This is a genomic window from Micromonospora chaiyaphumensis, from assembly GCF_900091435.1.
GTDB lineage: Bacteria > Actinomycetota > Actinomycetes > Mycobacteriales > Micromonosporaceae > Micromonospora > Micromonospora chaiyaphumensis.
The window spans coordinates 220,718-245,763 of record NZ_FMCS01000009.1; the positions used below are offsets into that span (position 1 = coordinate 220,718).

20 protein-coding genes are annotated in these 25,046 nt (G+C 75.2%); 8 read left to right on the forward strand and 12 right to left on the reverse strand.

All coding sequences use genetic code 11. From position 1 onward, the window contains the following. Positions 1 to 6: 6 nt before the first annotated feature. The 6 genes from GA0070214_RS23705 to GA0070214_RS23730 form a co-directional block, all read right to left on the reverse strand. Positions 7 to 831: an alpha/beta hydrolase gene (locus GA0070214_RS23705; RefSeq protein ID WP_091268224.1), complete on the reverse strand. Its 825-nt coding sequence runs from the start codon at positions 829 to 831 to the stop codon at positions 7 to 9. Continuing rightward, the gene (locus GA0070214_RS23710; RefSeq protein ID WP_091268226.1) at positions 828 to 2,231 is read right to left on the reverse strand and encodes a flavin-containing monooxygenase; all 1,404 of its coding nucleotides are present in this window, start codon (positions 2,229 to 2,231) and stop codon (positions 828 to 830) included. The genes GA0070214_RS23705 and GA0070214_RS23710 overlap by 4 nt, the downstream gene beginning before the upstream one ends. Positions 2,232 to 2,511: 280 nt before the next feature. After that, entirely contained in the window at positions 2,512 to 3,213 is a 702-nt protein-coding gene (locus tag GA0070214_RS23715; protein ID WP_091268228.1) for an endonuclease/exonuclease/phosphatase family protein, read from the reverse strand. 1 nt (position 3,214) lies between these two features. Continuing rightward, a complete protein-coding gene (locus tag GA0070214_RS23720) occupies positions 3,215 to 4,171 on the reverse strand; it encodes an ROK family glucokinase (protein ID WP_208602878.1) in 957 nt (318 codons plus the stop codon). A 64-nt stretch (positions 4,172 to 4,235) separates the two neighbouring features. Then, positions 4,236 to 4,901, reverse strand: a complete 666-nt coding sequence (locus GA0070214_RS23725; RefSeq protein WP_091268232.1) for a hypothetical protein — start codon at positions 4,899 to 4,901, stop codon at positions 4,236 to 4,238. 38 nt (positions 4,902 to 4,939) lie between these two features. After that, complete coding sequence (locus GA0070214_RS23730) at positions 4,940 to 5,395, reverse strand: SRPBCC family protein (RefSeq protein ID WP_091268234.1); 456 nt, start codon at positions 5,393 to 5,395, stop codon at positions 4,940 to 4,942. Positions 5,396 to 5,582: 187 nt separating this feature from the next. Here GA0070214_RS23730 and GA0070214_RS23735 point away from each other — a divergent pair, with 187 nt between their 5' ends. The 5 genes from GA0070214_RS23735 (at position 5,583) to GA0070214_RS23755 (ending at position 12,573) form a co-directional block, all read left to right on the forward strand. Beyond that, a complete protein-coding gene (locus GA0070214_RS23735) occupies positions 5,583 to 7,388 on the forward strand; it encodes an AMP-dependent synthetase/ligase (RefSeq protein ID WP_091268423.1) in 1,806 nt (601 codons plus the stop codon). Positions 7,389 to 7,402: 14 nt separating this feature from the next. Beyond that, positions 7,403 to 9,094 carry a sensor histidine kinase gene (locus GA0070214_RS23740; protein WP_091268236.1) on the forward strand — a complete coding sequence of 564 codons (1,692 nt, stop codon included), beginning with the start codon at positions 7,403 to 7,405 and terminating at the stop codon, positions 9,092 to 9,094. A 7-nt stretch (positions 9,095 to 9,101) separates the two neighbouring features. Beyond that, the gene (locus GA0070214_RS23745) at positions 9,102 to 9,770 is read left to right on the forward strand and encodes a response regulator transcription factor (RefSeq protein ID WP_007072219.1); all 669 of its coding nucleotides are present in this window, start codon (positions 9,102 to 9,104) and stop codon (positions 9,768 to 9,770) included. A 210-nt stretch (positions 9,771 to 9,980) separates the two neighbouring features. Beyond that, on the forward strand, positions 9,981 to 10,793 hold the full coding sequence (locus GA0070214_RS23750; protein ID WP_091268238.1) for an SAM-dependent methyltransferase: 813 nt from the start codon (positions 9,981 to 9,983) through the stop codon (positions 10,791 to 10,793). Beyond that, on the forward strand, positions 10,771 to 12,573 hold the full coding sequence (locus GA0070214_RS23755) for a putative bifunctional diguanylate cyclase/phosphodiesterase (RefSeq protein WP_377463203.1): 1,803 nt from the start codon (positions 10,771 to 10,773) through the stop codon (positions 12,571 to 12,573). Before GA0070214_RS23750 ends, GA0070214_RS23755 begins: the two co-directional genes overlap by 23 nt. Positions 12,574 to 12,578: 5 nt before the next feature. Here GA0070214_RS23755 and GA0070214_RS23760 read toward each other — a convergent pair whose 3' ends face one another. Both GA0070214_RS23760 and GA0070214_RS23765 read right to left on the reverse strand, forming a co-directional pair. After that, positions 12,579 to 13,253, reverse strand: a complete 675-nt coding sequence (locus GA0070214_RS23760; protein ID WP_091268240.1) for a LuxR C-terminal-related transcriptional regulator — start codon at positions 13,251 to 13,253, stop codon at positions 12,579 to 12,581. Continuing rightward, on the reverse strand, positions 13,205 to 14,503 hold the full coding sequence (locus tag GA0070214_RS23765) for a sensor histidine kinase (RefSeq protein WP_244167817.1): 1,299 nt from the start codon (positions 14,501 to 14,503) through the stop codon (positions 13,205 to 13,207). Before GA0070214_RS23765 ends, GA0070214_RS23760 begins: the two co-directional genes overlap by 49 nt. Positions 14,504 to 14,654: 151 nt before the next feature. Here GA0070214_RS23765 and GA0070214_RS23770 point away from each other — a divergent pair, with 151 nt between their 5' ends. Next, positions 14,655 to 16,763 (forward strand): MMPL family transporter, encoded by a 2,109-nt coding sequence (locus tag GA0070214_RS23770; protein WP_091268242.1) that lies wholly within the window; start codon positions 14,655 to 14,657, stop codon positions 16,761 to 16,763. Between the two features lie 42 nt (positions 16,764 to 16,805). Here the strand turns inward: GA0070214_RS23770 and GA0070214_RS23775 are convergent, their stop codons facing one another. The 4 genes from GA0070214_RS23775 to GA0070214_RS23790 all read right to left on the reverse strand — a co-directional run bounded on the left by GA0070214_RS23775 (position 16,806) and on the right by GA0070214_RS23790 (position 21,236). Continuing rightward, positions 16,806 to 17,930 carry a glycosyltransferase family 4 protein gene (locus GA0070214_RS23775; RefSeq protein WP_091268245.1) on the reverse strand — a complete coding sequence of 375 codons (1,125 nt, stop codon included), beginning with the start codon at positions 17,928 to 17,930 and terminating at the stop codon, positions 16,806 to 16,808. Further along, positions 17,927 to 19,186: a M48 family metallopeptidase gene (locus GA0070214_RS23780; RefSeq protein WP_091268248.1), complete on the reverse strand. Its 1,260-nt coding sequence runs from the start codon at positions 19,184 to 19,186 to the stop codon at positions 17,927 to 17,929. The genes GA0070214_RS23775 and GA0070214_RS23780 overlap by 4 nt, the downstream gene beginning before the upstream one ends. Positions 19,187 to 19,289: 103 nt before the next feature. Further along, entirely contained in the window at positions 19,290 to 19,502 is a 213-nt protein-coding gene (locus GA0070214_RS23785) for a hypothetical protein (protein ID WP_091268251.1), read from the reverse strand. Between the two features lie 330 nt (positions 19,503 to 19,832). Next, on the reverse strand, positions 19,833 to 21,236 hold the full coding sequence (locus GA0070214_RS23790) for an NYN domain-containing protein (RefSeq protein WP_091268254.1): 1,404 nt from the start codon (positions 21,234 to 21,236) through the stop codon (positions 19,833 to 19,835). A gap of 127 nt (positions 21,237 to 21,363) precedes the next feature. Here GA0070214_RS23790 and GA0070214_RS23795 point away from each other — a divergent pair, with 127 nt between their 5' ends. Beyond that, positions 21,364 to 23,121: a DEDD exonuclease domain-containing protein gene (locus GA0070214_RS23795; protein WP_091268257.1), complete on the forward strand. Its 1,758-nt coding sequence runs from the start codon at positions 21,364 to 21,366 to the stop codon at positions 23,119 to 23,121. A 129-nt stretch (positions 23,122 to 23,250) separates the two neighbouring features. Continuing rightward, positions 23,251 to 25,041: a RelA/SpoT family protein gene (locus tag GA0070214_RS23800; protein WP_091268261.1), complete on the forward strand. Its 1,791-nt coding sequence runs from the start codon at positions 23,251 to 23,253 to the stop codon at positions 25,039 to 25,041. Positions 25,042 to 25,046: the final 5 nt, after the last annotated feature.

Sequence of the window (25,046 nt, forward strand, 5' to 3'; positions counted from 1 at the left end):
CCGCGCTCAGCCGGCGGCGGGCGCCGGGTCCTTCTCCAGCCAGTCGAGGATCGCGTCGACCGGCTCCCGCCAGCGGGCGTCGAGCATCAGGTCGTGTCCCATGCCGGGGAACAGCAGCGGCGCCGAGGCGTAGCGGCGGGCCGCCCTGGTCAGCGCGCCCGGCGGGACCACCCGGTCGTCGGGGCTGCCGAGCACCAGCACCGGCGGGCGGCCCACCGCCGGCTCGGGCTGCCGCCCGGTGAGCAGCTGCCACTGCGCCCGGCGGCTGGCCCGCCCCAGCCGGGCGACGTGCCGGCGCGCCTCGGCGTCGGGCAGTTCCCGGCTGAACAGCTGCCGGCGGTTCAGCCGCAGGCCGGCGCCGAACACCGCGGGCACCGTGCCGACGGGATTGCGGCGCAGCGCCGTGCCGAGGATGCCCCAGCCGCCGAGCACCGGTGCCACCAGCACCGCGGCCCGGGCCGGGTAGCGGGCCAGCGCGTGGGCGACCACCCGGGCGCCGGCGCCGTGCCCCACCAGCACCGCCTGCCGCGGCAGGCTCGCCGCCACCTGGACCACGTCATGGGTGTACGACCGCAGCGTCGCCCCCGGCGCCGGCTCGCTGTCGCCGTGCCCGCGCAGGCTCAGCGCGTACGCCGGGAAGCCGCGGCCGGCGGCGTGCCCCAGCCAGTGCTCGGCGAACGCCCACGCCCCGTGCCCGAACCCGGGCACGAACAGCAGCGGCGGCTTCGCCTGGTCCAGCTCGGGCACCGCGGCGACGACCTCGCGGCGGGCCGGCCGCTCCGGACGGGCCCACTCCCAGCCCCGGACGACCTGTACCGGCTGCGCGTTCACTTGCCCTCCAGGTCGTGGAGCGCCCGCTGGAGCGCGCGCAGGTAGTCGGCGTGCCCGACCTCGAACCAGTGCCGGGTGCTGTCCTTGACCTTCCCCGAGTACCGCTCGCCGAGGCCGGCGGCGACCCGGCGGCCGAAGGCGGCGGCCCGGTCCGGGCGGGTGGTGCGAAGGGTGAGCAGCCGGGCGAAGAGCACGCTCTGCCAGTGCGAGATGGGAAAGATGCCGGAGTCGGGCTGCACCAGACCCACCACGGCCAGGGTGGGATGGCCGGCGGCGAACGCGTTGAGCCAGAGCCGGGGCCGGCCCGAGCCGTCGGCGTCGCCGAGCACGCGGCCCTCCAGGAACTCGAAGCGCGGCAGGTAGCCGGTGGCGAAGACGACCAGGTCGGGGTCGATCTCGCGGCCGTCGGTCAGCTCGACGGTGCGGTCGCCGAACCGCGCGACGTCCGGCACCGGGGTGACCTCCCCGTGGCCCACGTAGTAGACGAGCTGGCTGTTGGCGATGGGGTGGGTCTCGTAGACCCGGTGGTCGGGCCGGGGCAGGCCGAACCGGGTCAGGTCACCGACGGTCAGCCGCAGCGTCCAGTGGTAGAGCCACTGCCGCACCCGCAGGGGCACCCGCAGCGCGAGCATGGTGTCGTTGACCTGGTCGGCGGGCCGGCCGAAGACGTACTTCGGGGCGTACCAGTAGCCGCGGCGGGTGGAGTGCCAGCAGCGGGACGCCTGCTGGGCGGCCTCCACCGCGATGTCGCAGCCGGTGTTGCCGGCCCCGACCACCAGCACCCGCTTGCCGCGCAGCTGGGCCGGGTCCTTGTAGGACGAGGCATGCATGACCTCGCCACGGAACTGCTCCAGCCCCTCGTAGCGGGGCAGCTTCGGCGACCAGTTGTGCCCGTTGGCCAGCACCACGGCCGCGTAGCGGGAGGTGCGCTCCGGGCCGTAGCCGCCGGTGCTGCGGGTGGTGACGTCCCAGCGGTCCCCCTCGACCGGCTCCACCCGGACCACCTCGGTGCCGAACCAGACGTGCTGGCGCAGGTCGAAGTGGTCGGCGTAGCGCTCGAAGTAGGACAGCAGCTGGGCGTGGTGCGGGTAGTCCGGCCAGTCGTCCGGCATCGGGAAGTCGGGGAACTGGGTGAACGGCCGGGACGAGATGAGGTGCGTGCTGGCGTACACGGGGCTGCGGTCGTGCCGCCAGTTCCACGCCCCGCCGACGCCGGTCTCCCGCTCGTAGCAGTCCACGCCGAAGCCGGCCTCGCGGAGGTTCTTCACGGCGGTCAGGCCGCTGGCCCCGGCGCCGATGACGCAGACGGTGTCGCCCCGGTCGGAGACCGGGCGGCCGTCCGTGGTCGGGGCGACCGCCGGGTCCGGATCGGGACGGCCGAGGTCGGTGGAGGAGGACACCGGGAATCTCCTTTTGTGCGGCACGAGTGCCGGGTCGGTGCGAAATCCTGCCGACAATGCCCGCCGTTGTCCAGCCGTCTCGGGGCGGAGTGTCGCGGCGACCGGCGTCCGTCGCGCTGCGTGACGAGCCGATCGGTCACTCAGTGTGGGCGGTGGGAGCCGGCGATGTCACGGTCGGTCACCCGGCCATCGGCGCGCCACCGGCCCGCGCCGGACCGTGGCACGACGAGGGCAGGTGGCCGGTGCGGGCAGGTGGCCGGGGCGGACAGTGCCGAGGGCGTCAGCCGGCCGCGGGCAGCAGCAGGTCCACGAGGACCGGGAAGTGGTCGCTGGCCTGCCGCGTCCGCGGGGTGTCCACCACGTCGTAGTCGACCACGCTGATCCGGGGGTCGACGAAGAGGGCGTCGATGCGCCGGCGGGGGTTCGCGCAGGAGTAGGTGAGCCGGTCGGCCCGGTCCATGGCGACCGCCGCGTCGGTCAGTCCCTCCGCGACGGTCCGCCAGGCCGACCCGTCGGGCCCCTCGTTCAGGTCGGCGCCCGCCACCACGGGCAGCGTCGCGGCGGCCAGTTCCCGCTTGAACGCGGCCGCCTGGGCGGGCCGCTCCACCGGGTCGGTGGAGAGGTGGGAGCCGGCCAGCAGGAACCGGGTGCCGCCCACGAGACACTCGGCGTACGCGGCACCGCGCAGGTGCCGCCCCGGGGTCAGCGGGTAGCGCTGGCAGCGGGTGGCCGTCACCCGGACGCGCAGGCTGGTCAGCAGCAGGTTGCCCAGCGACGGCAGGCCGCCGGCCGCGACGACCAGCCCGAACGAGTCGGCCAGCGAGGCGCACTTCTGCCGCCACCGGAACCGCCGCGGGCCCTCCTGGACGATCACCACGTCCGGCTCGGCCGCCCGGACCACCTCGGCCAGCGCCGCCGTGTCGTCCCGCTGGCTGTGGATGTTGTAGGACACCACGCGCAGCGGCACGCCTGCTGCCGCCACGTCAGATTCGCCGGGCCAGGTCGGCGGCGCCGATGACGCCGGCCGTGTTGCCCAGCTCGGCGGGGCGCACCTCGGCGACGGGCAGGCGGCTGCGCTGCGCCAGGGCGTCGGTGAACGACCGGCGGGTCGGGCCGAGCAGCAGGTCGCCGGCGTCGATCACGCCACCGCCGACCACCAGCACCTGCGGGTCGAGGATCTGCGCCATGTCCGCGAGGCTGGTGCCCAGCCAGCGGCCGACCTGGGCGAACGCCTCGGCCGAGACCGGGTCGCCGCCCTTCGCGGCGGCGGTCACCATCGGACCGGTGATCCCCTCGGCCTCGCCGCCGGCCAGCTCCAGCAGCGCGGCGGCCCGGTGCGGCTCCTGACGTGCGGCGGCACGGGCGAAGCGGACCAGGGCGCTGCCGCTGGCGTACTGCTCGATGCAGCCCAGCCGGCCGCAGCCGCACTGGTGGCCGTCCGGCACGGTGAGCATGTGCCCCAGCTCGGCCGCGATGCCGTGGGCCCCGCGGACCAGCTCGCCGCCGAGCACGATCCCGCCGCCCACGCCGGTGCCGATGGTGAACATGACCATCGAGTCGTCGGCGTGCCGGGCGGCGCCGTAGCGGAACTCCGCCCAGGCCGCGACGTTGCCGTCGTTCTCCACGATCACCGGCAGGCCGGTGGCGTTGCTGACGTACTCGCGCAGCGGCTCGTCCCGCCAGGCCAGGTTGGGGGCGAAGAGCACGGTGGAGCGGGAGGCGTCGATCCAGCCGGCCGCGCCGATGCCCACCGCGCCGATCGTCCGGCCGGTGGCCAGCTCGGTGACCAGCTCGGTGATGACGTCGCGGGTCTTCGCCACGTCGTCGGCGGGGGTGTCCCGTCGGGCGTGCACGAGAACCGTGCCGGTGTCGTCCACGACACCGCCGGCCACCTTCGTGCCACCGACGTCGACTCCGATGGTCAGCGTCACCGCTGCCACTCCCCTCTGCTGTGCTGCCCGGGCCCGGCCGAGGACCGGCCGTGCGACCCGGGATGTCCGGTGGTCAGGCTCCGTCGCCTGGTGCGTCCTCGCCCACCTCGCCGGACGCCCGCGAGGCGGGCACCACGGGACGGCCGGCCGGCGGCCGGCTCGGCGCCGGCACGTCCGGCCCGGCGGCATCGGCGGGCGGCACGGAGGCACCCGCCTCGGCCGCGCCCTCCCCCCGGGTGGCGGCGGACCACACGTCCTGCTCGGGTGCCGGCTGAGAATCATGCCCGGTACGGGTCGCCTCGCGCCACACGTGGTCCCCCGCCACGGTCCCGGCGGCCGCCCCGTCGGACCCGGTCGCCGTCGCGGGGCCGCCCGCCCCGGCCGGCTCCGCCGGGGCGAACGCGCGCAGCAGGCTGGCCACTCCGGCGGCCAGATCACCGGCTCCGGTGGCGAGCCGCTCGGCGAATTCCGGACTCGGGTCCCGCAACGCCGCGATACCGCGACAGACCGGGCAGACACAGCATTCCGGTGAGCCGGTGGCGAAACCCCCGCCGCCGCCTGCCGTGGCCGATCCCTCGGCGCCGCCCGGGGTGTGACCGAGGACACCCGAGAGGATCCCGCCCAGCGGACCCCAGGGACCGGAGCCGGGCGTGGCGGCGGCCAGCTTCGCGGTGGCCAGCAGCATGGCGACGAGGCGCTCGGCCTCTTCCCGGGCCGAACCCGGATCAGTGGTGCCCATGGTTCGGCTCCTTCGTGACAACCGGGACGACGGTCGGGTCAGTGGGCCGCACCGAGTGCTTCTACCCGGCGCTTGAGCTGCTTCAACGCCGCGTCCATGATCATTTTCTCGGCCTTGCGGCGAAACATGCCGAGCATCCCCACGGACAACTCCACCTCGAGGGTGTAGGTCACCGTGGTCGTTCCGTCCGGGTTACCGACGAGGTCGTAGGACCCGTGCTGGGACTTCTGCATCTTCGAGGGCGCCACCAGGTGCCACTCGATCCGGGAGATGTCCTCGGCGTACTCGTAGGCCAGCACGTACTCGTCGGCCATCACGCCCGCGTCGATGGTGAACCGGACCTGGCTGGCGTAACCGTCCTCGTACTCCTCGATCACCTCGGCCCGCCGCACCGCCTCGGCCCACTCCGGGTAGCGGGGGAAGTCGCAGATGACCGCCGCCACCCGGTCCGGTGACGCGCCGACGACGATCGACTGGGTGGAGGAGTCCGCCATGGGGGGAGGCTACCCGGCGCCGGACCTCCCCGCGCCGCTCCACCCCCGCCCGTCGCGGCGCGTCCGGCCGGTTGTGTCCCACCAGCCGGGCGGGCAACCTCCCTACCCGCTCCCCGGGGGCGGGCGGGTAGGTTTCGACAGAGCCGACCACGGCCGGCCCGGCCAGTGCGAGCACGAGGGAGTGCAGGTGCGCGAGTTCTCCGTTCCGCCGATCGTCACCGTCGGCGACGCGGCCAACCTGACCGACCCGGTCTGGGACAACGCCGAGGTCGCCCCCGACGCCGTGCAGTTCGTCCGGCGCGCCGAGGGCACCACCGGCGCGTGGGTCGACGTGACCTGCCGGCAGTTCCGCGACGAGGTCGTCGCGGTGGCCCGCGGCCTGGTGGCGGCCGGTGTCTCCCCCGGCGACCGGGTCGGGTTGATGAGCCGCACCCGCTACGAGTGGACCCTTCTCGACTACGCGATCTGGGCCGCCGGCGCGATCACCGTGCCGATCTACGAGACCTCCAGCGCCGAGCAGGCCGCCTGGATCCTCTCCGACTCCGGCGCGGTCGCCGTCGTCGTGGAGAGCACCGCGCACGCCACCCTTGTCGCCGGGGTCCGCGACCGGCTGCCCGAGCTGCGCGAGGTCTGGCAGATCGAGCTGGGCGCCGTCGACGAGCTGGTCGCCGCCGGCGCGGCGGTCGACCCGGCCGACGTCGAGGTACGCCGCTCGACGCTGAAGGCCGACGACGTCGCCACCATCATCTACACGAGCGGCACCACCGGCCGCCCCAAGGGCTGCGTGCTGACCCACCGCAACATCTACGCCGACATCACCAACGCCGTGCCGGTGCTGCCGAACCTGTTCCGCCAGGGCGCCTCCACCCTGCTCTTCCTGCCGCTCGCGCACGCCTTCGCCCGGCTCATCCAGGTCGGCGTCGTGCAGGCCCGGGCCACCATGGCGCACTGCTCGGACACCAAGAACCTGGTCGGCGAGCTCCAGGAGTTCAAGCCGACCTTCGTGCTCTCCGTACCCCGGGTCTTCGAGAAGGTCTACAACGGCGCGCGGCAGAAGGCCGAGGCCGACGGGAAGGGCAGGATCTTCGACCGGGCCGAGAAGGTCGCCATCGCCTACAGCGAGGCGCTGGAGACCCCGGACGGGCCGAGCGTGGGGCTGCGCGCCCAGCGCGCGGTCTTCGACAAGCTGGTCTACGGCAAGCTGCGGGCGGCGATGGGCGGCCGGTGCCGGGACGCGATCTCCGGCGGCGCCCCGCTCGGCAGCCGGCTCGGGCACTTCTTCCGCGGCATCGGGGTGACCATCTGCGAGGGCTACGGCCTCACCGAGACCGCGCCGGCCGCCGCCGCGAACCTGCCCGGCCACACCCGGATCGGCACGGTCGGCCGGCCGCTGCCGGGCGTCACCATCCGCATCGACGACGACGGCGAGATCCTGATCGCCGGGGAGATCATCTTCTCGGGCTACTGGCACAACGAGACGGCCACCGCCGAGGCGCTGAGCGCCGACGGCTGGTTCCGCACCGGCGACCTGGGCCAGCTCGACGAGGACGGATTCCTCTCCATCACCGGCCGCAAGAAGGAGATCATCGTGACCGCCGGCGGCAAGAACGTCGCCCCGGCGGTGCTCGAGGACCAGGTGCGGGCGCACCCGCTGATCAGTCAGTGCCTGGTGGTCGGCGACCGGCAGCCGTTCATCGCGGCGCTGGTCACCATCGACGAGGAGGCGCTGCCGAAGTGGCTGGCCGCGAACGGCCGCCCGGCGGACACGACCGTCGCCGACCTGCGCGGGGACGAGACGCTGCGGGCCGAGGTGCAGACCGCGATCGACCAGGCCAACCAGTCGGTCTCCAAGGCCGAGGCGATCAAGGTGTTCCGGATCCTGCCGCAGGACTTCACCGAGGCGACCGGCGAGCTGACCCCCTCGCTCAAGGTCAAGCGGCAGGTCGTGCACAAGACGTACGCGGCGGAGATCGCGGACATCTACCGGGGCTGACTACCATCCGTCACGTGCCCGCCTCGACACCCAGCCAACCGCAGACGCAGCCCCTCGCGGCGGCGGCGCGCGTGGTCCTCCTCGCGCTGGTCGCCGCCCTGACCCTGTTCGCCACCCGCGACGCCACCCAGCTGTGGTGGATCGCCCTGCTCGGCGTCGCCGGGCTGCCCGCCGTGCTGGCCCCCCAGCACCGCCTGCTCGCCCCGATCAGCCGCTTCGCCGAGGTGGTGGTCCTCGGGCTGGCGGCCAGCCAGGTCGCCGCCGACACCCACCTCACCGGGGTCACCGGCGGGCTGGGCGCCTCGGCGGTGCTGCCGTACCTCGCCGTGCCGGTCACCGTGACGGCGCTGCGCCGCCGGTTCCGTGAGGGGGCGGCACTGCTCGTGGTCGTTGCGGCCACGCTGCTGGTCAGCGCGGCCTTCACCGAGGTGGGCGGTGAGCCGCAGCTCGGCCAGCCCGGCTACCTGGCGGTCTGCGCGCAGTGGCTGATCCTGGCCGGCCTCGGCCTCTACACCGCCGGCATGCTCCAGCGGGTGCTGCGGGTCCGCGGCGAGGGCAAGCCCCAGCCGTACGCGGAGGCCACCCGGCTGCTCACCCAGCTGCGCACGGTCGCCCGCCAGCTCCCCGGCGCCACCCTGGACCCGGGGGGCATCTCCGAGCACCTGCTGGAGGAGCTGCGGGTGGTGGCGAAGACCGACCGGGGCGCGGTGCTGTCCGCCAGCGGGGGCGGCCGGCTCGTGGTGCTCGCCCAGATCGGGGCGGACCGGGTGGACTGGGAGACCACGCTCGACGCGGACTCGGCCATCGCCGACGCCTGGGCCAGCCAGCAGCCGACCACCTCGGCCCGCTCGCAGGCCCGCTCCCGGCAGTCCGGGGAGGTCTCGGCGCTGATCGTGCCGCTGGTCGCCGGGGTGCGCACGGTCGGCCTCGTGGTCGTCGAGGCGGACACCGCGCACGCGTACCCGCCGCCGGTGGTGTCCCGGGTGACCGCGCTGACCGGCCCGGCGGCGCTGCGCCTGGAGGCCGCGCTGCTCTTCGACGAGGTGCGCTCGCTGGCCACCAACGAGGAGCGGCAGCGGCTGGCCCGGGAGATCCACGACGGGGTCGCCCAGGAGCTGGTGATGGTCGGGTACGGCATCGACAACGCCCTGGCCACCGTGCACGACGACGCCGAGGAGACCGCCGACTCGCTGCGCACGCTGCGCCAGGAGGTCACCCGGGTGATCACCGAGCTGCGGCTGAGCCTGTTCGAGCTGCGCAGCGAGGTGGACCGGCACGGCGGCCTGGCCGCCGCCATCGCCGAGTACGCCCGCACCGTCGGCGCCTCCGGCGGGCTGCGGGTGCACCTGTCCCTGGACGAGTCCACCGCCCGGCTGCCCGCCGCCACGGAAGCCGAGCTGCTGCGCATCGCGCAGGAGGCGGTGACCAACGCGCGCAAGCACGCCGGGGCGGCAAATCTCTGGGTCACGTGTGAGGTGGACCCCCCGTACGCGCAAATTGAAGTGTCGGATGACGGTCACGGCATCGGTGACCAGCGCCCCGACGGGCACTACGGTCTTGCGATCATGGCCGAGAGGGCGGAACGTATCCGGGGCCGGTTGGAGATCAGGCCGCGGCAACCCAGCGGCACGACCGTGGCGGTGGTACTCGGCTCCTCGCCCCGGCGCGATAAGGTGCGCGGCAGCGCAGCAGCAGAAGGGGAGTAACCCGAGGATGACCACCAGCCCGACACCGGCCACCCGGACCAAGGTTCTCCTTGTCGACGATCACGATCTGATCCGTAAGGGTCTGCGGCACGCCTTCGAGCGGGACCGGCAGTTCGAGGTCGTGGGCGAGGCCGCCACGGCCGCGGAGGGTGTGCGCCAGGCCGGCGCGCTCCAGCCGGACGTAGTGATCATGGACCTGCGGCTGCCCGACGGCAGCGGCCTGGAGGCCACCCGCGCCCTGCGCAAGTCCAGCGCGTCGATGGGCATCGTCGTGCTCACCATGTACGCGGGCGACGACCAGCTCTTCGGTGCCCTGGAGGCGGGGGCGAGCGCGTTCGTGCCGAAGACCGCCCCGGCCGACGAGGTGGTGGCCGCCGCCCGGCACGCCGCCTCCTCCCCCAGCGCGTTCACCGCGGCCGACCTGGCCGAGGCCATGAAGCGCCGGCTGGCCCCGTCCGGCCCGCAGCTCTCCCCCCGCGAGGGTCAGGTGCTGCGGCTGCTCGCCGACGGCATGAGCGTCGCGGGCATCGCCAAGCAGCTGTTCGTCAGCGAGTCGACGGCCAAGACGCACATCTCGAAGCTCTACGAGAAGCTCGGCGCCGCCAACCGCGCCCAGGCGCTGATGACCGCGCTGCGGCTGGGGCTCCTGGAGGCCCCGGACGCGCCGAAGTTCTGACGGCGTCCCGCCAGCACGACGCCGGAGAGGCCCCGTCCGCACCCCGGACGCGGGCCTCTCCGGCATTCCGGGCACCCCCTGACCGCGTACGGTGAGGAGCCGGACGCGGAGCGACGGTGGTCTTTGCAGCGCGACGGCGGGCGGGCAGAATACCCGGGTGATCCGCGCGGCGGTGACCCCCGCGCGTCGCCGACACAAAGGGGCAAGCGCATGCAGCGGCCGGACTGGGCACCCGAGACCATCGACATCGAGCGCCCCAGCGTGGCACGCATGTACGACTACTACCTCGGCGGCTCGCACAACTTCGCGGCCGACCGGGCGGCCGCCCGGGCCATGGTGGAGGCCGTCCCGGAGGCCCCGCTGATGGCCCAGGCCAACCGGGCCTTCCTCCGCCGGGCGGTGCAGTTCCTGGCCGACTCCGGGATCCGCCAGTTCCTCGACATCGGCTCCGGCATCCCGACGGTGGGCAACGTGCACGAGATCGCCCAGCGGATCGACCCGGAGTCCCGGGTGGTCTACGTCGACGTCGACCCGGTCGCCGTGGCGCACAGCCAGGAGATCCTGGCCGGCAACGACCGTGCCGCCGTGGTGCAGGAGGACCTGCGCCGGCCGGAGGCGATCCTCCGCCACCCCGACGTGCTCCGGCTGCTGGACTTCTCCCAGCCGGTCGCCGTGATGATCGTGGCGGTGCTGCACTTCATCCCCGACGCGGACCGCCCGGAGGACTGCCTGCGGACGCTGCGCGAGGCACTGGCCCCCGGCAGTTACCTGGTCATGTCGCAGGCCAGCGACGACGGGCGGGCCGGCACCGGCGAGCGGGCCGAGGCCGAGCGGGTCTACCGGCGCACCGACAACCAGCTCTTCATCCGCAGCCGAGCCGAGCTGACCGCCCTGTTCGCCGGCTTCGAGCTGGTCGACCCGGGCGTGGTCTGGGTGCCGCAGTGGCGGCCGGACGCCCCGGAGCAGGCCGAGAACGCCGAGCAGGCGGTCTTCATGGGCGGTGTCGGGCGGCTCGGTGGGTGACGAGCGGGCCACCGCCACCACCCGCTCCCGCCCCGGCGCCTTCGCCCGGGCCTGGGCCAAGGCGGTCTCCGGGACCAGCTACCTGCCGATGACCCAGGCCCAGCTGGAGGCCCTGCTCCAGCGGCTCACCGAGCGGCTCGCGCTGGCGCTGCGCGCCGACCCGTTCGACCTGCGGATCGGCCAGCAGGTCGGCGCCGAGCTGGTGCAGTCGCACATCGCCTCCGCCGAGGGGCTCGGCCGCACCATCGAGGTGATCCAGCTCCGCCTCGTCCGGGACCTCGACCTGGTCGTGGACGACGTCGAGGACCGGATGGCCCGGCTGCTGGCCACCGTGGCCACCGGCTACGCCCGCGCGCTGCGCGACCGCACGCTGGACGAGCAGGAGGCCATCCGGCGGGCCGCCATGATGGCCCGGGCGCAGGCCGAACGGGCCCTGCGGGACAGCGAGGCCCGGTTCCGGCACCAGGCCACCCACGACCCGCTGACCGGCCTGCCCAACCGCACGCTGTTCACCGAGCGGCTCACCGCCGCCATCACGGCGCCCGGCCGCGGCGCGGACCGGATCGGGGTCTGCTTCCTCGACCTGGACCGGTTCAAAGTGGTCAACGACTCCCTCGGTCACCAGGTCGGCGACTCGCTGCTGGTGTCGGTGGCACGGCGGCTGCGGCGGGTGCTGGGCGAGCACCTGGTGGCCCGGCTGGGCGGCGACGAGTTCGTCATCCTGGTCGAGCGCGCCGGCTGCACCGAGGACGTGGTGAAGGTGGCCGAGGCGGCCCTGGCCGCGGTGAGCGAGCCCGCGCTGGTCGACGGGCACGAGCTGACCGTGTCGGCCAGCATCGGCATCGTCGAGCGGCAGGTGGCCGACACCTCGCCGATGGAGCTGATGCGCGCGGCGGACAGCACCCTGCACTGGGCCAAGGCGGCCGGCGGGGCCCGCTGGTCGCTGTTCGACGCCGACCGCAACCGCCGGGAGCTGGCCCGGTACGCCCTCTCCGCCGCCATCCCCGCCGCGCTCGACCGGGGCGAGTTCTATCTCGACTACCAGCCGCTGACCGGGCTGCGCGACGGCCGGGTGGTCGGCATGGAGGCGCTGGTGCGCTGGCGCCACCCCGAGCTGGGCGTGCTCCGCCCGGACAGCTTCATCCCGCTGGCCGAGGAGACCGGCCTGATCGTCCGCCTCGGCAGCTGGGTGCTGGCCGAGGCGTGCCGCGAGGCGACCACCTGGGCGGACGGGCCGGCCGGTGCGCCGTTCGTCAGCGTCAACCTCGCCGTCCGCCAGCTGCACCGGCCCGAGCTCGTGCAGGAGGTGCAGGGGGTGCTGCGGCGCACCGGCCTGCCCGCCGAACGGCTGCAGCTGGAGATCACCGAGAGCACCATGATGAGCACCGTGGCCGAGCCGGTCCGCGCCCTGCGGGTGCTGGCCGACCTCGGCGTCCGGGTGGCCATCGACGACTTCGGCACCGGCTACTGCAACCTCGCGTACCTGCGGGACCTGCCGGTGAGCGAGCTGAAGGTGGCCGGTGAGTTCGTGGCCGGGCTGCGCGCACCGGCCGACGACCCGGGCAGCCGCACCGACGAGCGGATCCTCGCCTCGCTGGTCTCGCTGGCGCACGCCCTCGGCCTGACCGTGACGGCCGAGGGGGTGGAGACGGCCGACCAGGCGGACCGGCTGCGCGCGATCGGCTGCGACGCCGGGCAGGGCTGGCACTTCGGCCGCCCCGGGCCGGCCGCGCCGCACCTGGACCGCTGCTCCCCCGCCCTCACCGACACCGCGTCCTGACCGCGTCAGGCCGGGGTCCGCGGCCGACGGCCGTCCTCCCCGTGCAGATAGGCCAGCACGGCCAGCACCCGCCGGTTGTCGTCGCCGGACGGCGGCATCCGCAGCTTGCTGAAGATGTTGTTGATGTGCTTGTTGACCGCCTTCTCGGTGACGAAGAGCCGGGCCGCCACCGCGGCGTTGGACCGGCCCTCGGCCATCAGGCCGAGGACCTCCCGCTCCCGGGGGGTCAGCTCGTCCAGCGGCCCCGCCCCGGACCGGCTGGCCAGCAGCTGGGCGACCACCTCCGGGTCCATGACGGTGCCACCGTCCGCCACCCGGCGCACCGCGTCGATGAACTGGTCCACGTGGGACACCCGGTCCTTGAGCAGGTAGCCCACCCCACCGGCCCGGTCGGAGAGCAGCTCCCGGGCGTAGAGCTGCTCGACGTGCTGGGACAGCACGAGGATCGGCAGGCCGGGGATCTGGGCGCGGGCCCGGATGGCGGCCTGCAGCCCCTCGTCGGTGAAGGTCGGCGGCAGCCGGACGTCGAGCACCGCGACGTCCGGGCGGTGCGCGACCAGCGCCGGCAGCACCGCCGGTCCGTTGTCGACGGCCGCGACAACCTCGCAGCCGAACGCCCCCAGGATGCGGATCAGCCCGTCCCGGAGGAGGGCGAGATCCTCGGCGATGACAACTCGCACGGCAGCTCCATGCTGATGACGGTGGGCCCACCGGCCGGACTGGTGACCACCATCGTCCCATCGAACGCGGCCAGGCGGCGCCCCATCCCCGCCAGGCCGCTGCCCGCCGCCGGGTCGGCGCCGCCCCGCCCGTCGTCACCGACCACGATGGTCAGCCGCCCGTCGGCATGGCCGAGCTCGACCCAGGCCCGGGACGCCCCGCTGTGCTTGCTGACGTTCGCCAGCCCCTCGGCCACCGCGAAGTACGCGGCGGACTCCACGGGAGCGGCCGGGCGGCCCGGCAGGTCGACGGTCACCGCCACCGGCAGCGGCACGGCCAGCGCCAGCGCGCGTACGGCGCCCGCCAGGCCGCGCTCGGCGAGCACCGGCGGGTGGATGCCGCGCACCAGCCCGCGCAGCTCGGCCAGGGCCTGCCCGCTGGTCTCCCGGGCCTCGGCGAGCAGCCGCCGCACCGCCTCCGGGTCGTCCCCCACGAGCTGCTCGGCCAGGCCGATGCTCATGCTCAGCGCGACGATCCGGGCCTGCGCCCCGTCGTGCAGGTCCCGCTCGATGCGCCGCAGCTCGGCAGCCTGCGCGTCCACCGTGTCGGCCCGGGTGACGGTGAGCTGGCGGACCCGCAGCGCCAGCTCGGCCGTGCGGGTCGGCGGCAGGAAGAACCGGGCGAAGGCCAGGTGCAGCCAGACCAGCCAGCGTCCGGCGGCCAGCCCGCCGGCCAGGAACAACGCCCCCAGCGGGAAGCAGAGCAGCGCCTCGGCGAGGTTGTCGATCGGCCAGAACGGGCCGTAGCCGAAGCCGACGGTCAGGTGCAGCACGAGCGGGAGCCCGAGCATCCCCTCCAGGCCGTACAGCGGCAGGACGAAGGCGGCCAGGCAGACCGCGCCGGTGACCGCGCCGGGCAGCAGCCAGGACAGGTCGCGCCAGGTGGCCGGGTCACCCACGACCCAGCGGAACCGCCGCCAGGTGCCGAACTGCGCCCCCGCCGGCGCCGGCCGGTAGGGCGTGGCCATCTCGACCCCGCCCCAGCGGGCCAGCCGGCGGTGCAGCCCGGCACAGAACCGGACCAGCGCGGTGGCCACCGGGAACAGCGCGAACCCCACGCCGAACACCGGGATCAGCAGCAGCGACACCAGCGACAGCACGAAGAGCGCGACGTGCGTGGTCAACGACAGCAGGGCGATCAGCAGCCCCTGTGCGGCGGTGACCGCGCCGGGCCGGATCCAGGTGCGGAGGAGTCCGCGTACGCCGTCCACGGGCCCATTCTGCGGCACCGGCCGCGCGGGATCGGTGGTGCTGGCACCACCCCGGCCGGCGCGCTGGCACCCCTGACCCGGACCGCGCCGGCCCGAAGGATCGGTTGTGGGGTCGCCGACCCCGCAACCGTGACGACGAAAGGGAACCGGGATGTCCCCGCAACGCCTGGCCGGCCTGCCCGCCGGCCGCCGCGGCAAGTACGCGGTCCTCCTCCTCTGGCTGGCGCTGCTCGTGGCGGCCGGCCCGCTCGCCCTGAAGCTCGGCGAGGTGCAGGACAACTCGACGCTCGGCGCGCTGCCGGCCGGGGCCGAGAGCAGCCGGGCGGTGCAGCGGGCCGAGGCGGCCTTCCCCGAGTCGCGCCACCCCCTCGCCATCGCCGTCTACGTCCGCGACAGCGGCCTCACCCCGGCCGACCGGGCCCGGGCCGAGGCCGACCGGGCCGCCTTCGCCCGGTACGCCGACGGCGGCGCGGTGTCCCCGCCGGTGGCCTCCGCCGACGGCCGGGCGCTGCTGCTGTCCCTGCCGGTCAGCCTCGACGACGAGCGGCGCGCCGAGGCGGTCGACGGGCTCAAGGACCGGCTGGCCGACGGCGCGCCACCCGGCCTGCGCACCGCGCTGACCGGGGACGCGGCCGCCGAGCACGACGTCTTCGACGCGTTCTCCGGAATGGACGGCGCGCTGCTGCTGGCCACCGCGCTCACCGTCGCCCTGCTCCTGCTGGTCACCTACCGCAGCCCGGTGCTGTGGCTCATCCCGCTGGTCGCGGTGGCCGTCGCCAACCAGCTGGCCGGGGCGGTGGTCTACCTCCTGGCCCGGCACGCCGGGCTGGCCGTCGACTTCCAGAGCCAGACCATCCTCACCGTGCTGGTCTTCGGTGTCGGGGTGGACTACGCCCTGCTGCTCATCGCCCGCTACCGGGAGGAGCTGCGACGGCACGCCGACCGGCACGCCGCCATGGCGGCCGCCCTGCGCCGCTCGGCCGGGGCGGTCTGCGCCTCGGCGGCGACCGTCGCGATCGGACTGCTCTGCCTGCTCGCGGCCGACCTGCCGGCCACCCGCGGCCTGGGTCCGGTCGGCGCGGTCGGCATCGCCGCGGCGCTGCTGGCCATGACCACCCTGCTGCCCGCGGTGCTGGTGCTCTGCGGCCGGTGGCTGTTCTGGCCGTTCGTGCCCCGGTACGCCCCCGGCGCCGACACCCGCGACCACACCGCCGACCACGGGATCTGGCGGCGGATCGCCGGCCTCGTCGCCGGCCGGCCCCGGGCGGTCTGGCTCGGCACCGCCGCCGCGCTGGCCGCGCTGACCCTGGGCATCGGCAACCTCGGCCTGGGCCTGCCCGACGACGAGTCGTTCACCACCGAGGTCGGCTCGGTCACCGGGCAGCGGCTGATCGCGGCCCACTACCCGGGCGGCTCGGCCGCGCCCGCCGAGATCCTGGCCGCCGCCGGGACGGCCGATGAGGTGGTGGCCGCCGCCCGCGCGGTGCCGGGCGTCGCCGAGGTGGGCGCGCCGGAACGCCCGGCGGACGGCCGGTGGGTCCGGGTGCCGGCGGTGCTCGCCGCCGCGCCGGACAGCGACGCCGCCCGGGACACGGTGACCCGGCTGCGGACCGCCGTGCACGCGGTGCCCGACGCGCGGGCCCTGGTCGGCGGGCGGACCGCCACCATCCTCGACGAGGAGCACACGGTGAACCGGGACAACCGGGTGGTCATCCCGCTGGTGCTCGCCGTCGTCCTGGTCATCCTGGTGCTGCTGCTCCGGTCGCTGGTCGCGCCGCTGCTGCTGATGGTCAGCGTCGTCCTGTCGTACGCGGCCGCCATGGGGGCCGCCGGGCTGCTGCTGGACGCGCTGGGCCACCCCCATCTCTTCGTCGGGGTCCCGTTGCAGGCGTTCCTGTTCCTGGTGGCGCTCGGTGTTGACTACACGATCTTCCTGATGACCCGGGCCCGGGAGGAGGTCGCCCGGATCGGGCACCGGCCGGGTGTGCTGCGCGCGCTGACCGTCACCGGCGGGGTGATCACCAGCGCGGGCGTGGTGCTGGCCGCGACCTTCGGCGCGCTGCTGGTGCTGCCGCTGGTGCCGTCCGTGCAGATGGGCGTCATCGTGGCGGTCGGCATCCTGCTCGACACGCTGCTGGTGCGCAGCCTGCTGATCCCGGCGCTGACCCTGGACCTCGGCGTGCGCACCTGGTGGCCGGGTCGGCTCGCCCGGCGGTCGCCGCGGCCGGTGCCGGCGGAGCCGGCCCTGGTCCGCACCTGACCGGTTCGCGTTCGCGACCCCGGCCCGGCTTCCGGGCCGGGGTCAGCCGGCGAGCAGGGCGGCCATCCGGTCGGCCTGGGTCTCCCAGCGCCACTCCCGCTCCACCCAGGCCCGGCCGGCGGCGCCGAGCTGGCGGGCCAGGTCCCGGTCGGCGAGCAGGGTGGCCACCCGGTCGGCGAGCTGGGGCACGTCCCGGCCGCGGACCACGTAGCCGGTCTCCCCCTCGCGGACCGCGTCCGGCGCGCCGCCGGAGTCGCCGGCCACCACCGGCAGCCCGGTCGCGCTGGCCTCCAGGTAGACGATCCCCAGGCCCTCGACGTCCAGGCCGCGGTTGCGGGTCCGGCAGGGCATCGCGTAGACGTCGCCGGCGGCGTAGTGCGCGGGCAGCTCGGCCGAGGGCACCGAGCCGGTGAACACCACGTCGCGTTCGACCCCGGTCTGCCGGGCCAGCTTCTCCAGCGTCGCGCGGTAGGGGCCGCCGCCGACCACCAGCAGCGCGGCGTCCGGCACCCGGCGGCGGATCTCCGGCATCGCCCGGATGAGCATGTCCTGACCCTTGCGCGGAACCAGGCGCGAGACGCAGACCACGACCGGCCGGTCGGCCAGCCCCAGCCGCACCCGCACCCGCTCGCCGTCGACGCCGGGGTGGTAGGTGTCCACGTCGACGCCCGGGGCGAGCCGGCGCAGCTCGGTCACCCCGTCGAGCACCCGGGCCAGCCGGACCCGGGTGTATTCGCCGAGGTAGGTGGTGACGTCGACGCCCCGGCCGATCCGGCGCAGCGCCGTCCGGGCGCCCGGCAGCGCGGCCCAGCCGGCCTCGTGCCCGTGGGTGAGCGCCACGGCCCGGCCGATCCCGGCCCGACGGCGCAGCCCCGCCGCGAGCAGCCCCAGCGGGGCCGCCGCGCCGAACCACACCGTGTCGCAGTCGTACGCCCGGGCCAGGCGCGCCGCACGGCGGGCCACGAGCGGGGTGGGCAGCAGCACCTTGGTCCGCTCGCGGACCACCTCGAAGGGCTGGTCGGCGTCGAACTTGGCCGCGCCCCGCCAGCTCGACGCGTAGACCACCACGGAGCCGGGGGGCTGGCGCACCGCCAGGTTGTGCACGAACGACTGGATGCCACCGGGGCGCGGCGGGAAGTCGTTGGTGATCAGCAAGGTGCGGCTCATCCGCCGGACTCCCTGGCGTAGGCGCGGGCGGCGGCCATCCGCTCCACGGTGGACGGGTGGGACGCCGACCAGAGGTATTCCCAGCGGGGCGGGTCGGGGTCGGCCAGGTTGACGCCGGCCAGCCGGCGCTGCATCGCCTCGAACGTGACCGGGTCGCCGGTGAGCGCCAGCGCGTGCGCGTCGGCCCGGGCCTCGACCCGCCGGGAGACCAGCGCCTGCACCGGCGTGGCCATCAGGCCGGCCACCGTGACCAGCGCGATCAGCAGCGGGAACGCCCGTGGTTGGGCGATCGAGTCGACCCCGGCCAGCCGCAGCAGCGGCGCCCAGGACCCGATCAGGTAGAGGGCCACCACCGCGGCGGCGGCGCCCAGCGCGCCCATGAGCGTGCCGGTCCAGACGTCCCGGTCCTTGGCGTGCCCCAGCTCGTGGGCGACCACGCTGGTGACCTCCGCCGGGTCCGCCTCGCGCAGCAGGGTGTCGTAGACCACCACCCGCCGGGTCGGCCCCAGCCCCGAGACGTACGCGTTGACGGCCCGGGTCCGCCGCGAGGCGTCGGCGACCAGCACGTCGCGCACGGGCACCCCGTCGCGGGCCGCCAGGCTGGTCAGCTCGGTGCGCAGCGGGCCGGGCTCCATGGGGGTGAACCGGTTGAACACCGGCTCGACCAGCACCGGCAGCACGAACGACAGAAGCACCACCAGCGCGGCGGCGCCGGCCGCGCCGAACGCCCACCACCAGCGCGGGGAGAGCCGGACCACGGTGTAGAAGCCGAGCAGGACGAGCGCGCCGATGACGGCGCTCACCGCGTACGACTTGAGCAGGTCGACGGCCCAGCCGCCCCAGCCCTGGGTGCTCAGCCCGTAGCGGTTCAGCACGGTCTGCCGCCAGGCGGCGAAGGGCAGGGTGAGCAGGTCGGCCAGGAACATCACGGCCAGCCCGCCGAGCACCGCCTGGGCGGCCCAGTGCCCGCCGAACGGCCGGCCGGCCAGCTCGACGAGGCGACCGCCGACCGGGGTGAGGCCGAGCAGCAGGGCCACCACCAGGCCGACGACGAGCGCCGACCAGCCCGCCGGGCGCAGCGCGCCGTGGAAGGCCCGGCCCCGGGCCACCTGGTCGACCGGGAGCGCGCGCAGCGCCGCGAGCTGGTCGGCCCGGGGTGCCGGCGGCCGGCTCCACGGGACCAGCAGCGCTGCGGCGACCAGCAGCGCGACGGCCAGCCCGGCCAGGGTCAGCACCGCCCAGCCGCGCGGGGTCACCGCCCCGTCCCGTCGCGCCGTGCCCGCCTCATGCCGCTCCCTCCCGCCGTGAGCGCTCATCCTAAGGCCCGCGCGGCGCGGTGACCGTGGTGGCCGAGCGGGATCAGGCGACCCGGCGGCGGCGGGCCGGCCGCCGGGGCGCCGGCGGGGCGGGCAGCACCTGCACCTCGAAGCCGGCCCGGGCGAACGCCTCGATCGCCCGGTGCTCGTCGGGGCCCAGGTCGGCGGCCGCGGAGCCGGTGTCGAGCAGCGCGGTCACCAGGCAGCCGGGGCAGCCGGCGCCCCGGACCCCGCAGGTGTCGCAGTCGATGAGCATGCACGCCTCCTGACGCATCGCCGATGGCGGACCGGAGAGGGCCCACCACCGTCGGTCACCACGAGGCTAGGCCGGGGGTGTGACAGAACCGGACAACGAGGCAGCACCCACCCCGAACCCGATCATCCAGCACCCCACTCACGGGCTCCCTGGCCACTCTCGGTCCGCCGCGCACCCCGGCGGCCGGCCCCGCCAAGATCCACACCGCCTCGCCGAGGTGGCGCGATCAACTCGCCCCGGACACCGCCACCTCGCCGAGCTGGAGTCGATCAAGCACCGCGAAGACGCCACCTCGCCGACCTGGGGTCGATCACGGACGGCGGTGGCGCGTCAGGACCGGGCGAGCCGCCGCAACAGCGAGTCGGCGCCGAGCGGGTAGGCGCCGTGCCGGCGTACCCCGTCGGCGACCTCGCGGTCGGAGGAGACCACCACCACCGGCCGCCCGGCCGGCTCGGCGCGGACCAGGCGACGGATCAACTCGTCCGCCGTCTCCCCCTTCCGGGAGAACAGCACCCGCACGCCGCGCGGCGTCGGGGGCAGCCCGTGGATCCGCTCGGCGCCGTCGAAGACCACGGTGACCTCGTCGCCGGTCTGCGCGGCGATCCCGCCCAGCCCGGTGATGAGCCGCTTGCGCTGCTGCTCCAGCGACATCTCGCCGAAGCCCCGCTTGGTGACGTTGTAGCCGTCCACCACGAGGTGCGCCTTCGGCAGCGCGAGCAGCTGGTCGAGGCGGGCAGGGTCGTCGGTGTCCCGGGCCCGGGCCGCGGCGCCGGCCGGGGTGGCCGCCGACTGGTCGGCGAACGCGTCGGCGACGAAGTCGGCGGGCAGCTTCTCCACCGGGTCCAGCGCCAGCTCGCGGCGGAGCCCGACGGCGGCCTGCCCGATCGTCTCCAGCAGCAGCCAGAGCTTCGCCTCGTCGACCGAGCGGGCCTCCTTGGCGCTGACCCGGGCCACGCCGGCCGCGGCCTCCGCCTCGGCCAGCCGGGCCCGGGCGCGGCGCAGCTCGGCGTCGGCGTCGGCGGCCGCGCGGGCGGCCCGGCCGCGCTCGGTGGCCAGCAGCTCGGTGGCCTTGCGCTCGCGGCCCTGGGTCTCCCGGAGGGTACGGGCGAGCTGGCGGGCCTCCTCGCGGAGCTGGCCCAGCTCCTCGCGGACGCGGGCGAGCTCGTCGCGGAGCTTCTCCGCCTCGACCCGGGCCACCGCCCGGTCGTGCTCGGCGCGGGTGGCCCGCTGCTCGGCCTCGCGGACCAGCTCGGCGACCACCGCGCTGTCCGCCTCGGCGCGCACCGCGGCGCCACTGGCCTCGATCAACTCCCGCCAGCCGCGCGGCCGGGCCAGGTAGGCCAGGGCGGCCACCTCGACCGGGTCGGCCGCCGCCGGTGCGGTCCCCTCCACGACGGCCGCGCCCAGGTCGCCGGCGTCGGCGAGCACCCGCGCGGTGACCCGCTGCCGGAACAGCGGATCGGCGGTGAGCTGGGCGGCGATGGCCGGGGCACCGAGCCGGGCGCGCCGGTTGGGGGCGAACTTGGCCACCCGGCGCAGCGGCACGGGCACCTCGTCGGCGGCCAGGCCGGGCAGCACCGCGGCGGTGAGCGCCACGATCCGCTGCCGGACCGGCTCGGGCAGGACGGGCTCCGGCTCGGCGGCCGCGCCGTCCGGGGTCTCACCGGCGTCGCCCGCGCCGACCAGCGGCTCCTCCGGGGAGGAGTGGTCGTCGTGCGGCTCGGTGAGGGGCATGTGGCAAGTCTCCCACCCCGAACGGGCTCACCGCCCGGTGAGTGAGCCGATCTCTCATCCTACCCCTGTGGTGACGCGTGGGGCTGCCGGGACGGGAGTGTCGGACCCCGCCGCTAGCGTGCCGCGGGTGACGCGAGCGGACTACGTCCAGGAGGCCCTGGCCGGCCTGGACCGGGTGGCGGGCACGGGGGTCGACCCCGCGCTGCCGCTCTACGCGACCACCTTCGTGGTGGTCGACCTGGAGACCACCGGCGGCGCGCCGGACGGCGGCGGCATCACCGAGATCGGCGCCGTGAAGGTGCGCGGCGGCGAGGAGCTGGGCGTGCTCGCGACCCTGGTCAACCCGGGGGTGCCGATCCCGCCGTTCATCACCGTGCTGACCGGGATCACCCAGGCCATGCTGCTCCCCGCGCCACCGATCGAGCAGGTGCTGCCGAGTTTCCTGGAGTTCGTCGCCGACGCCGTGCTGGTCGCCCACAACGCCCCCTACGACGTGGGCTTCCTCAAGGCCGCCTGCGCGAAGCACGGCTACCGCTGGCCCAACCCGCGGGTGCTGGACACCGCCGCGCTGGCCCGCCGGGTGCTCACCCGCGACGAGGTGCCCAACCGCAAGCTGGGCACCCTGGCGGCCTACTTCCGCACCGCCACCCAGCCCACCCACCGGGCGCTCGACGACGCCAAGGCGACCGTCGACGTGCTGCACGGGCTGATCGGCCGGCTCGGCGGGCACCGGGTGGACACCGTCGGTGAGGCCATCGAGTTCGCCCGGGCGGTCACCCCGACCCAGCGGCGCAAGCGGCACCTCGCCGAGGGGTTGCCCAAGGTGCCCGGCGTCTACATCTTCCGGGCCGCCGACGACCGGCCGCTCTACGTCGGCACCTCCGGCGACATCGCCACCCGGGTGCGCAGCTACTTCACCGCCGCCGAGAAGCGGGCCCGGATCTCGGAGATGCTGGCGGCCGCCGAGCGCGTGGAGGCGGTCGAGTGCGCCCACTCGCTGGAGGCCGAGGTGCGCGAGCTGCGGCTGATCGCCGCGCACGCGCCGCCGTACAACCGGCGGTCGAAGTACCCGGAGCGCCAGGTCTGGCTGAAGCTGACCGACGAGGCGTACCCGCGGTTGTCGATCGTGCGCGACCTCGCGCCCACCGACTCGGCCTACCTCGGTCCGTTCCGCTCGAAGCAGGCCGCCGAGCTGGCCGCCGCCGGGTTCCACGACGCGGTGCCGCTGCGCCAGTGCACCCACCGGCTGTCCCGGCGCACCACCATGCCGGCCTGCGCGCTGGCCGAGCTGGGTCGCTGCCCGGCGCCCTGCGAGCACCGGATCACCCCGGAGGAGTACGACCACCGCGCCGCCGTCCCGTTCCGCACCGCCACCCGCGACGACCCGCAGGTGGTGGTCGACGCCCTGCTGGCCCGGATCGAGGTGCTCTCCGCCGGCCAGCGCTACGAGGAGGCCGCGGTGGTGCGCAGCCGGCTGGCCGCGGTGCTGCGCGCGGCGGTCCGCATGCAGCGCCTGGCCGCGCTGACCGGCATCGCCGAGCTGGCCGCCGCCCGGCCGGCCGCCCGGGGCGGCTGGGAGCTGGCCCTGGTGCGCCACGGCCGGCTGGCCGGGGCCGGGGTGTCCCCGCCGGGTGTCCATCCGCGACCGACCATCACCGCGATCCGGGCCACCGCCGAGACAGTCCTGCCCGGGCACGGGCCGGTGCCGGCGGCGACCGCGGAGGAGACCGAGCGCATCCTGTCCTGGTTGGAACGACCGGAGACCCGGCTCGTGGAGATGTCGGCCGGATGGGCCTCGCCGGTCGCCGGCGCGGGCCGGTTCCGCGACCTGCTGGCCAAGGCGGAGAACGGCACCTCCCACCAACTCTCGACCGAACGCTCATGACCAAGTGTCCGATCGGACTACGTCAACTCCCTTAGGCTGTTAGAGAAGTGCAGTCCTGCCCGATTCGCGGGCCTGCTCCCGGTCGCCGGCCCGCCGGCGGCCCGGGGCCGGGGTGAGGAGGTGTCCCAGGTGGACGTCGACGCCGGACACGGCGCCGCCCTGGGCGGCGCCCTCCCGACCCAGCCCGGCGAGCTGCCGCTCTCCCGGCGCCTGCGCTCCCTCCTCACCTGGCCCACCACCGACAACGACCCGGTCACCGCGCTGGTCCGCGCCCATCGGGGCATCCATCCCAACGCCGACGCGTCGGTGCTGCGGCGGGCCTACACGATCGCCGAGAACATGCACCGCGGCCAGTTCCGCAAGAGCGGCGAGCCCTACATCACGCACCCGCTCGCGGTCGCCCAGATCTGCGCGGACCTCGGCATGGACAGCACCACCCTGGTCGCCGCGCTGCTGCACGACACCGTGGAGGACACCCGCTACACCCTCCAGGCGCTCCAGGAGGACTTCGGGCGCCAGGTGGCCCACCTGGTCGACGGGGTGACCAAGTTCGACAAGGCGTTCTACGGCAAGGCCGCCGAGGCGGAGACCGTCCGCAAGATGATCGTGGCGGCCGGCAAGGACGTCCGGGTCCTGATCATCAAGCTGGCCGACCGGCTGCACAACATGCGCACCCTCGGGGTCCGCTCGGCCGCCTCCCGGGAGCGGATCGCCCGCAAGACCCAGGAGGTGCTGGTTCCGCTCTGCGACCGGCTGGGCATCCAGACCCTCAAGCGCGAGCTGGACGACGTGGTGCTGCTGCACCTGCAGCCGGAGGAGCACGCGCGGATCGCCCGCTTCGTGCACGACCGGCCGGGCTGGGACGCCTACCTCGACGACGTGGTGGCGAAGACCCGGGTGGCGCTGCGCCGCAGCCGGGTGGACGCCGAGGTCGGCCCCCGCCCCCGGCACCTCTACTCGATCTGGAAGGACACGGTGGCCGGCGAGCACGCGGCGCCGTACGACCTGCCCCGCATCGCCATCGTGGTGGACGGCCCGGCCACCGACTGTTACGCCGCGCTCGGCGCGGTCCACGGGCTGTGGCGGCCGGTGCCGGGCCGCTTCAAGGACTTCATCGCCTCCCCGAAGAACAACCTCTACCGGTCCCTGCACACCAGCGTCTGCGGCCCGCAGGACCGCACCGTCGAGGTGCTGATCCGCACCGCGGAGATGCACCACTCCGCCGAATACGGCGTCGCCGCCCACTACCGCTTCCCCCGCGAGGCCGGGCGTGCCGCCGACGGGGCGGACGAGCTGGCCTGGCTGCGTCGCGTGCTCGACTGGGAGCAGGAGACGGTCGACCCCACGCAGTTCATGGAGTCGCTGCGCTGCGACCTGGCCGAGGCGCAGGTCCAGGTGGTCGCCGACGGGCGGCAGGTGGTGCTGCCGGCCGGGGCCACCCCGGTCGACCTCGCCTACGAGCTGAGCACCGAGCGCGGCGACCACTGCCTCGCCGCGCGCATCAACGGCCGGCTGGCCCCGCTCTCCTCCGAGTTGGAGGAGGGCGACGTGGTGGAGATCTTCACCGAGAGCGACGCGGAGAGCGGCTTCGAGGTCGACGTGGCGCCCCGCGGGCCGCGCCGGGAGTGGCTGGGCTTCGTCAAGTCCCCCCATGCCCAGATGCAGATCAACCGCTGGTTCGCCGAGCACACCGAACCGGGCATCTCGATCGCCGACAAGGTACGCCTCGGCCGGGCCACCATCGGCCTGGCGCTGCGCAAGCACGACCGGGGCCTGGCCAGCGACCTGCCGCTGCTGCGGCTCTCCGAGGAACTGGGCTACCCCGACCTGGAAACCCTGCTGGTGGCGGTCTTCGACCGCACCGTGGAGCCCGACACGGTGGTCCGGCAGCTGATCGATCTGGTCGACCACCGGCAGTAGGCGAG

Bases quoted from the DNA above. Each gene is read 5' to 3' on its own strand.
- GA0070214_RS23725 (WP_091268232.1), bottom strand. From the start codon at position 4,901: ATGGGCACCACTGATCCGGGTTCGGCCCGGGAAGAGGCCGAGCGCCTC.
- GA0070214_RS23790 (WP_091268254.1), bottom strand. From the start codon at position 21,236: ATGCCCCTCACCGAGCCGCACGACGACCACTCCTCCCCGGAGGAGCCG.
- GA0070214_RS23750 (WP_091268238.1), top strand. From the start codon at position 9,981: ATGCAGCGGCCGGACTGGGCACCCGAGACCATCGACATCGAGCGCCCC.
- GA0070214_RS23730 (WP_091268234.1), bottom strand. From the start codon at position 5,395: ATGGCGGACTCCTCCACCCAGTCGATCGTCGTCGGCGCGTCACCGGAC.
- GA0070214_RS23770 (WP_091268242.1), top strand. From the start codon at position 14,655: ATGTCCCCGCAACGCCTGGCCGGCCTGCCCGCCGGCCGCCGCGGCAAG.
- GA0070214_RS23775 (WP_091268245.1), bottom strand. From the start codon at position 17,930: ATGAGCCGCACCTTGCTGATCACCAACGACTTCCCGCCGCGCCCCGGT.
- GA0070214_RS23785 (WP_091268251.1), bottom strand. From the start codon at position 19,502: ATGCTCATCGACTGCGACACCTGCGGGGTCCGGGGCGCCGGCTGCCCC.
- GA0070214_RS23745 (WP_007072219.1), top strand. From the start codon at position 9,102: ATGACCACCAGCCCGACACCGGCCACCCGGACCAAGGTTCTCCTTGTC.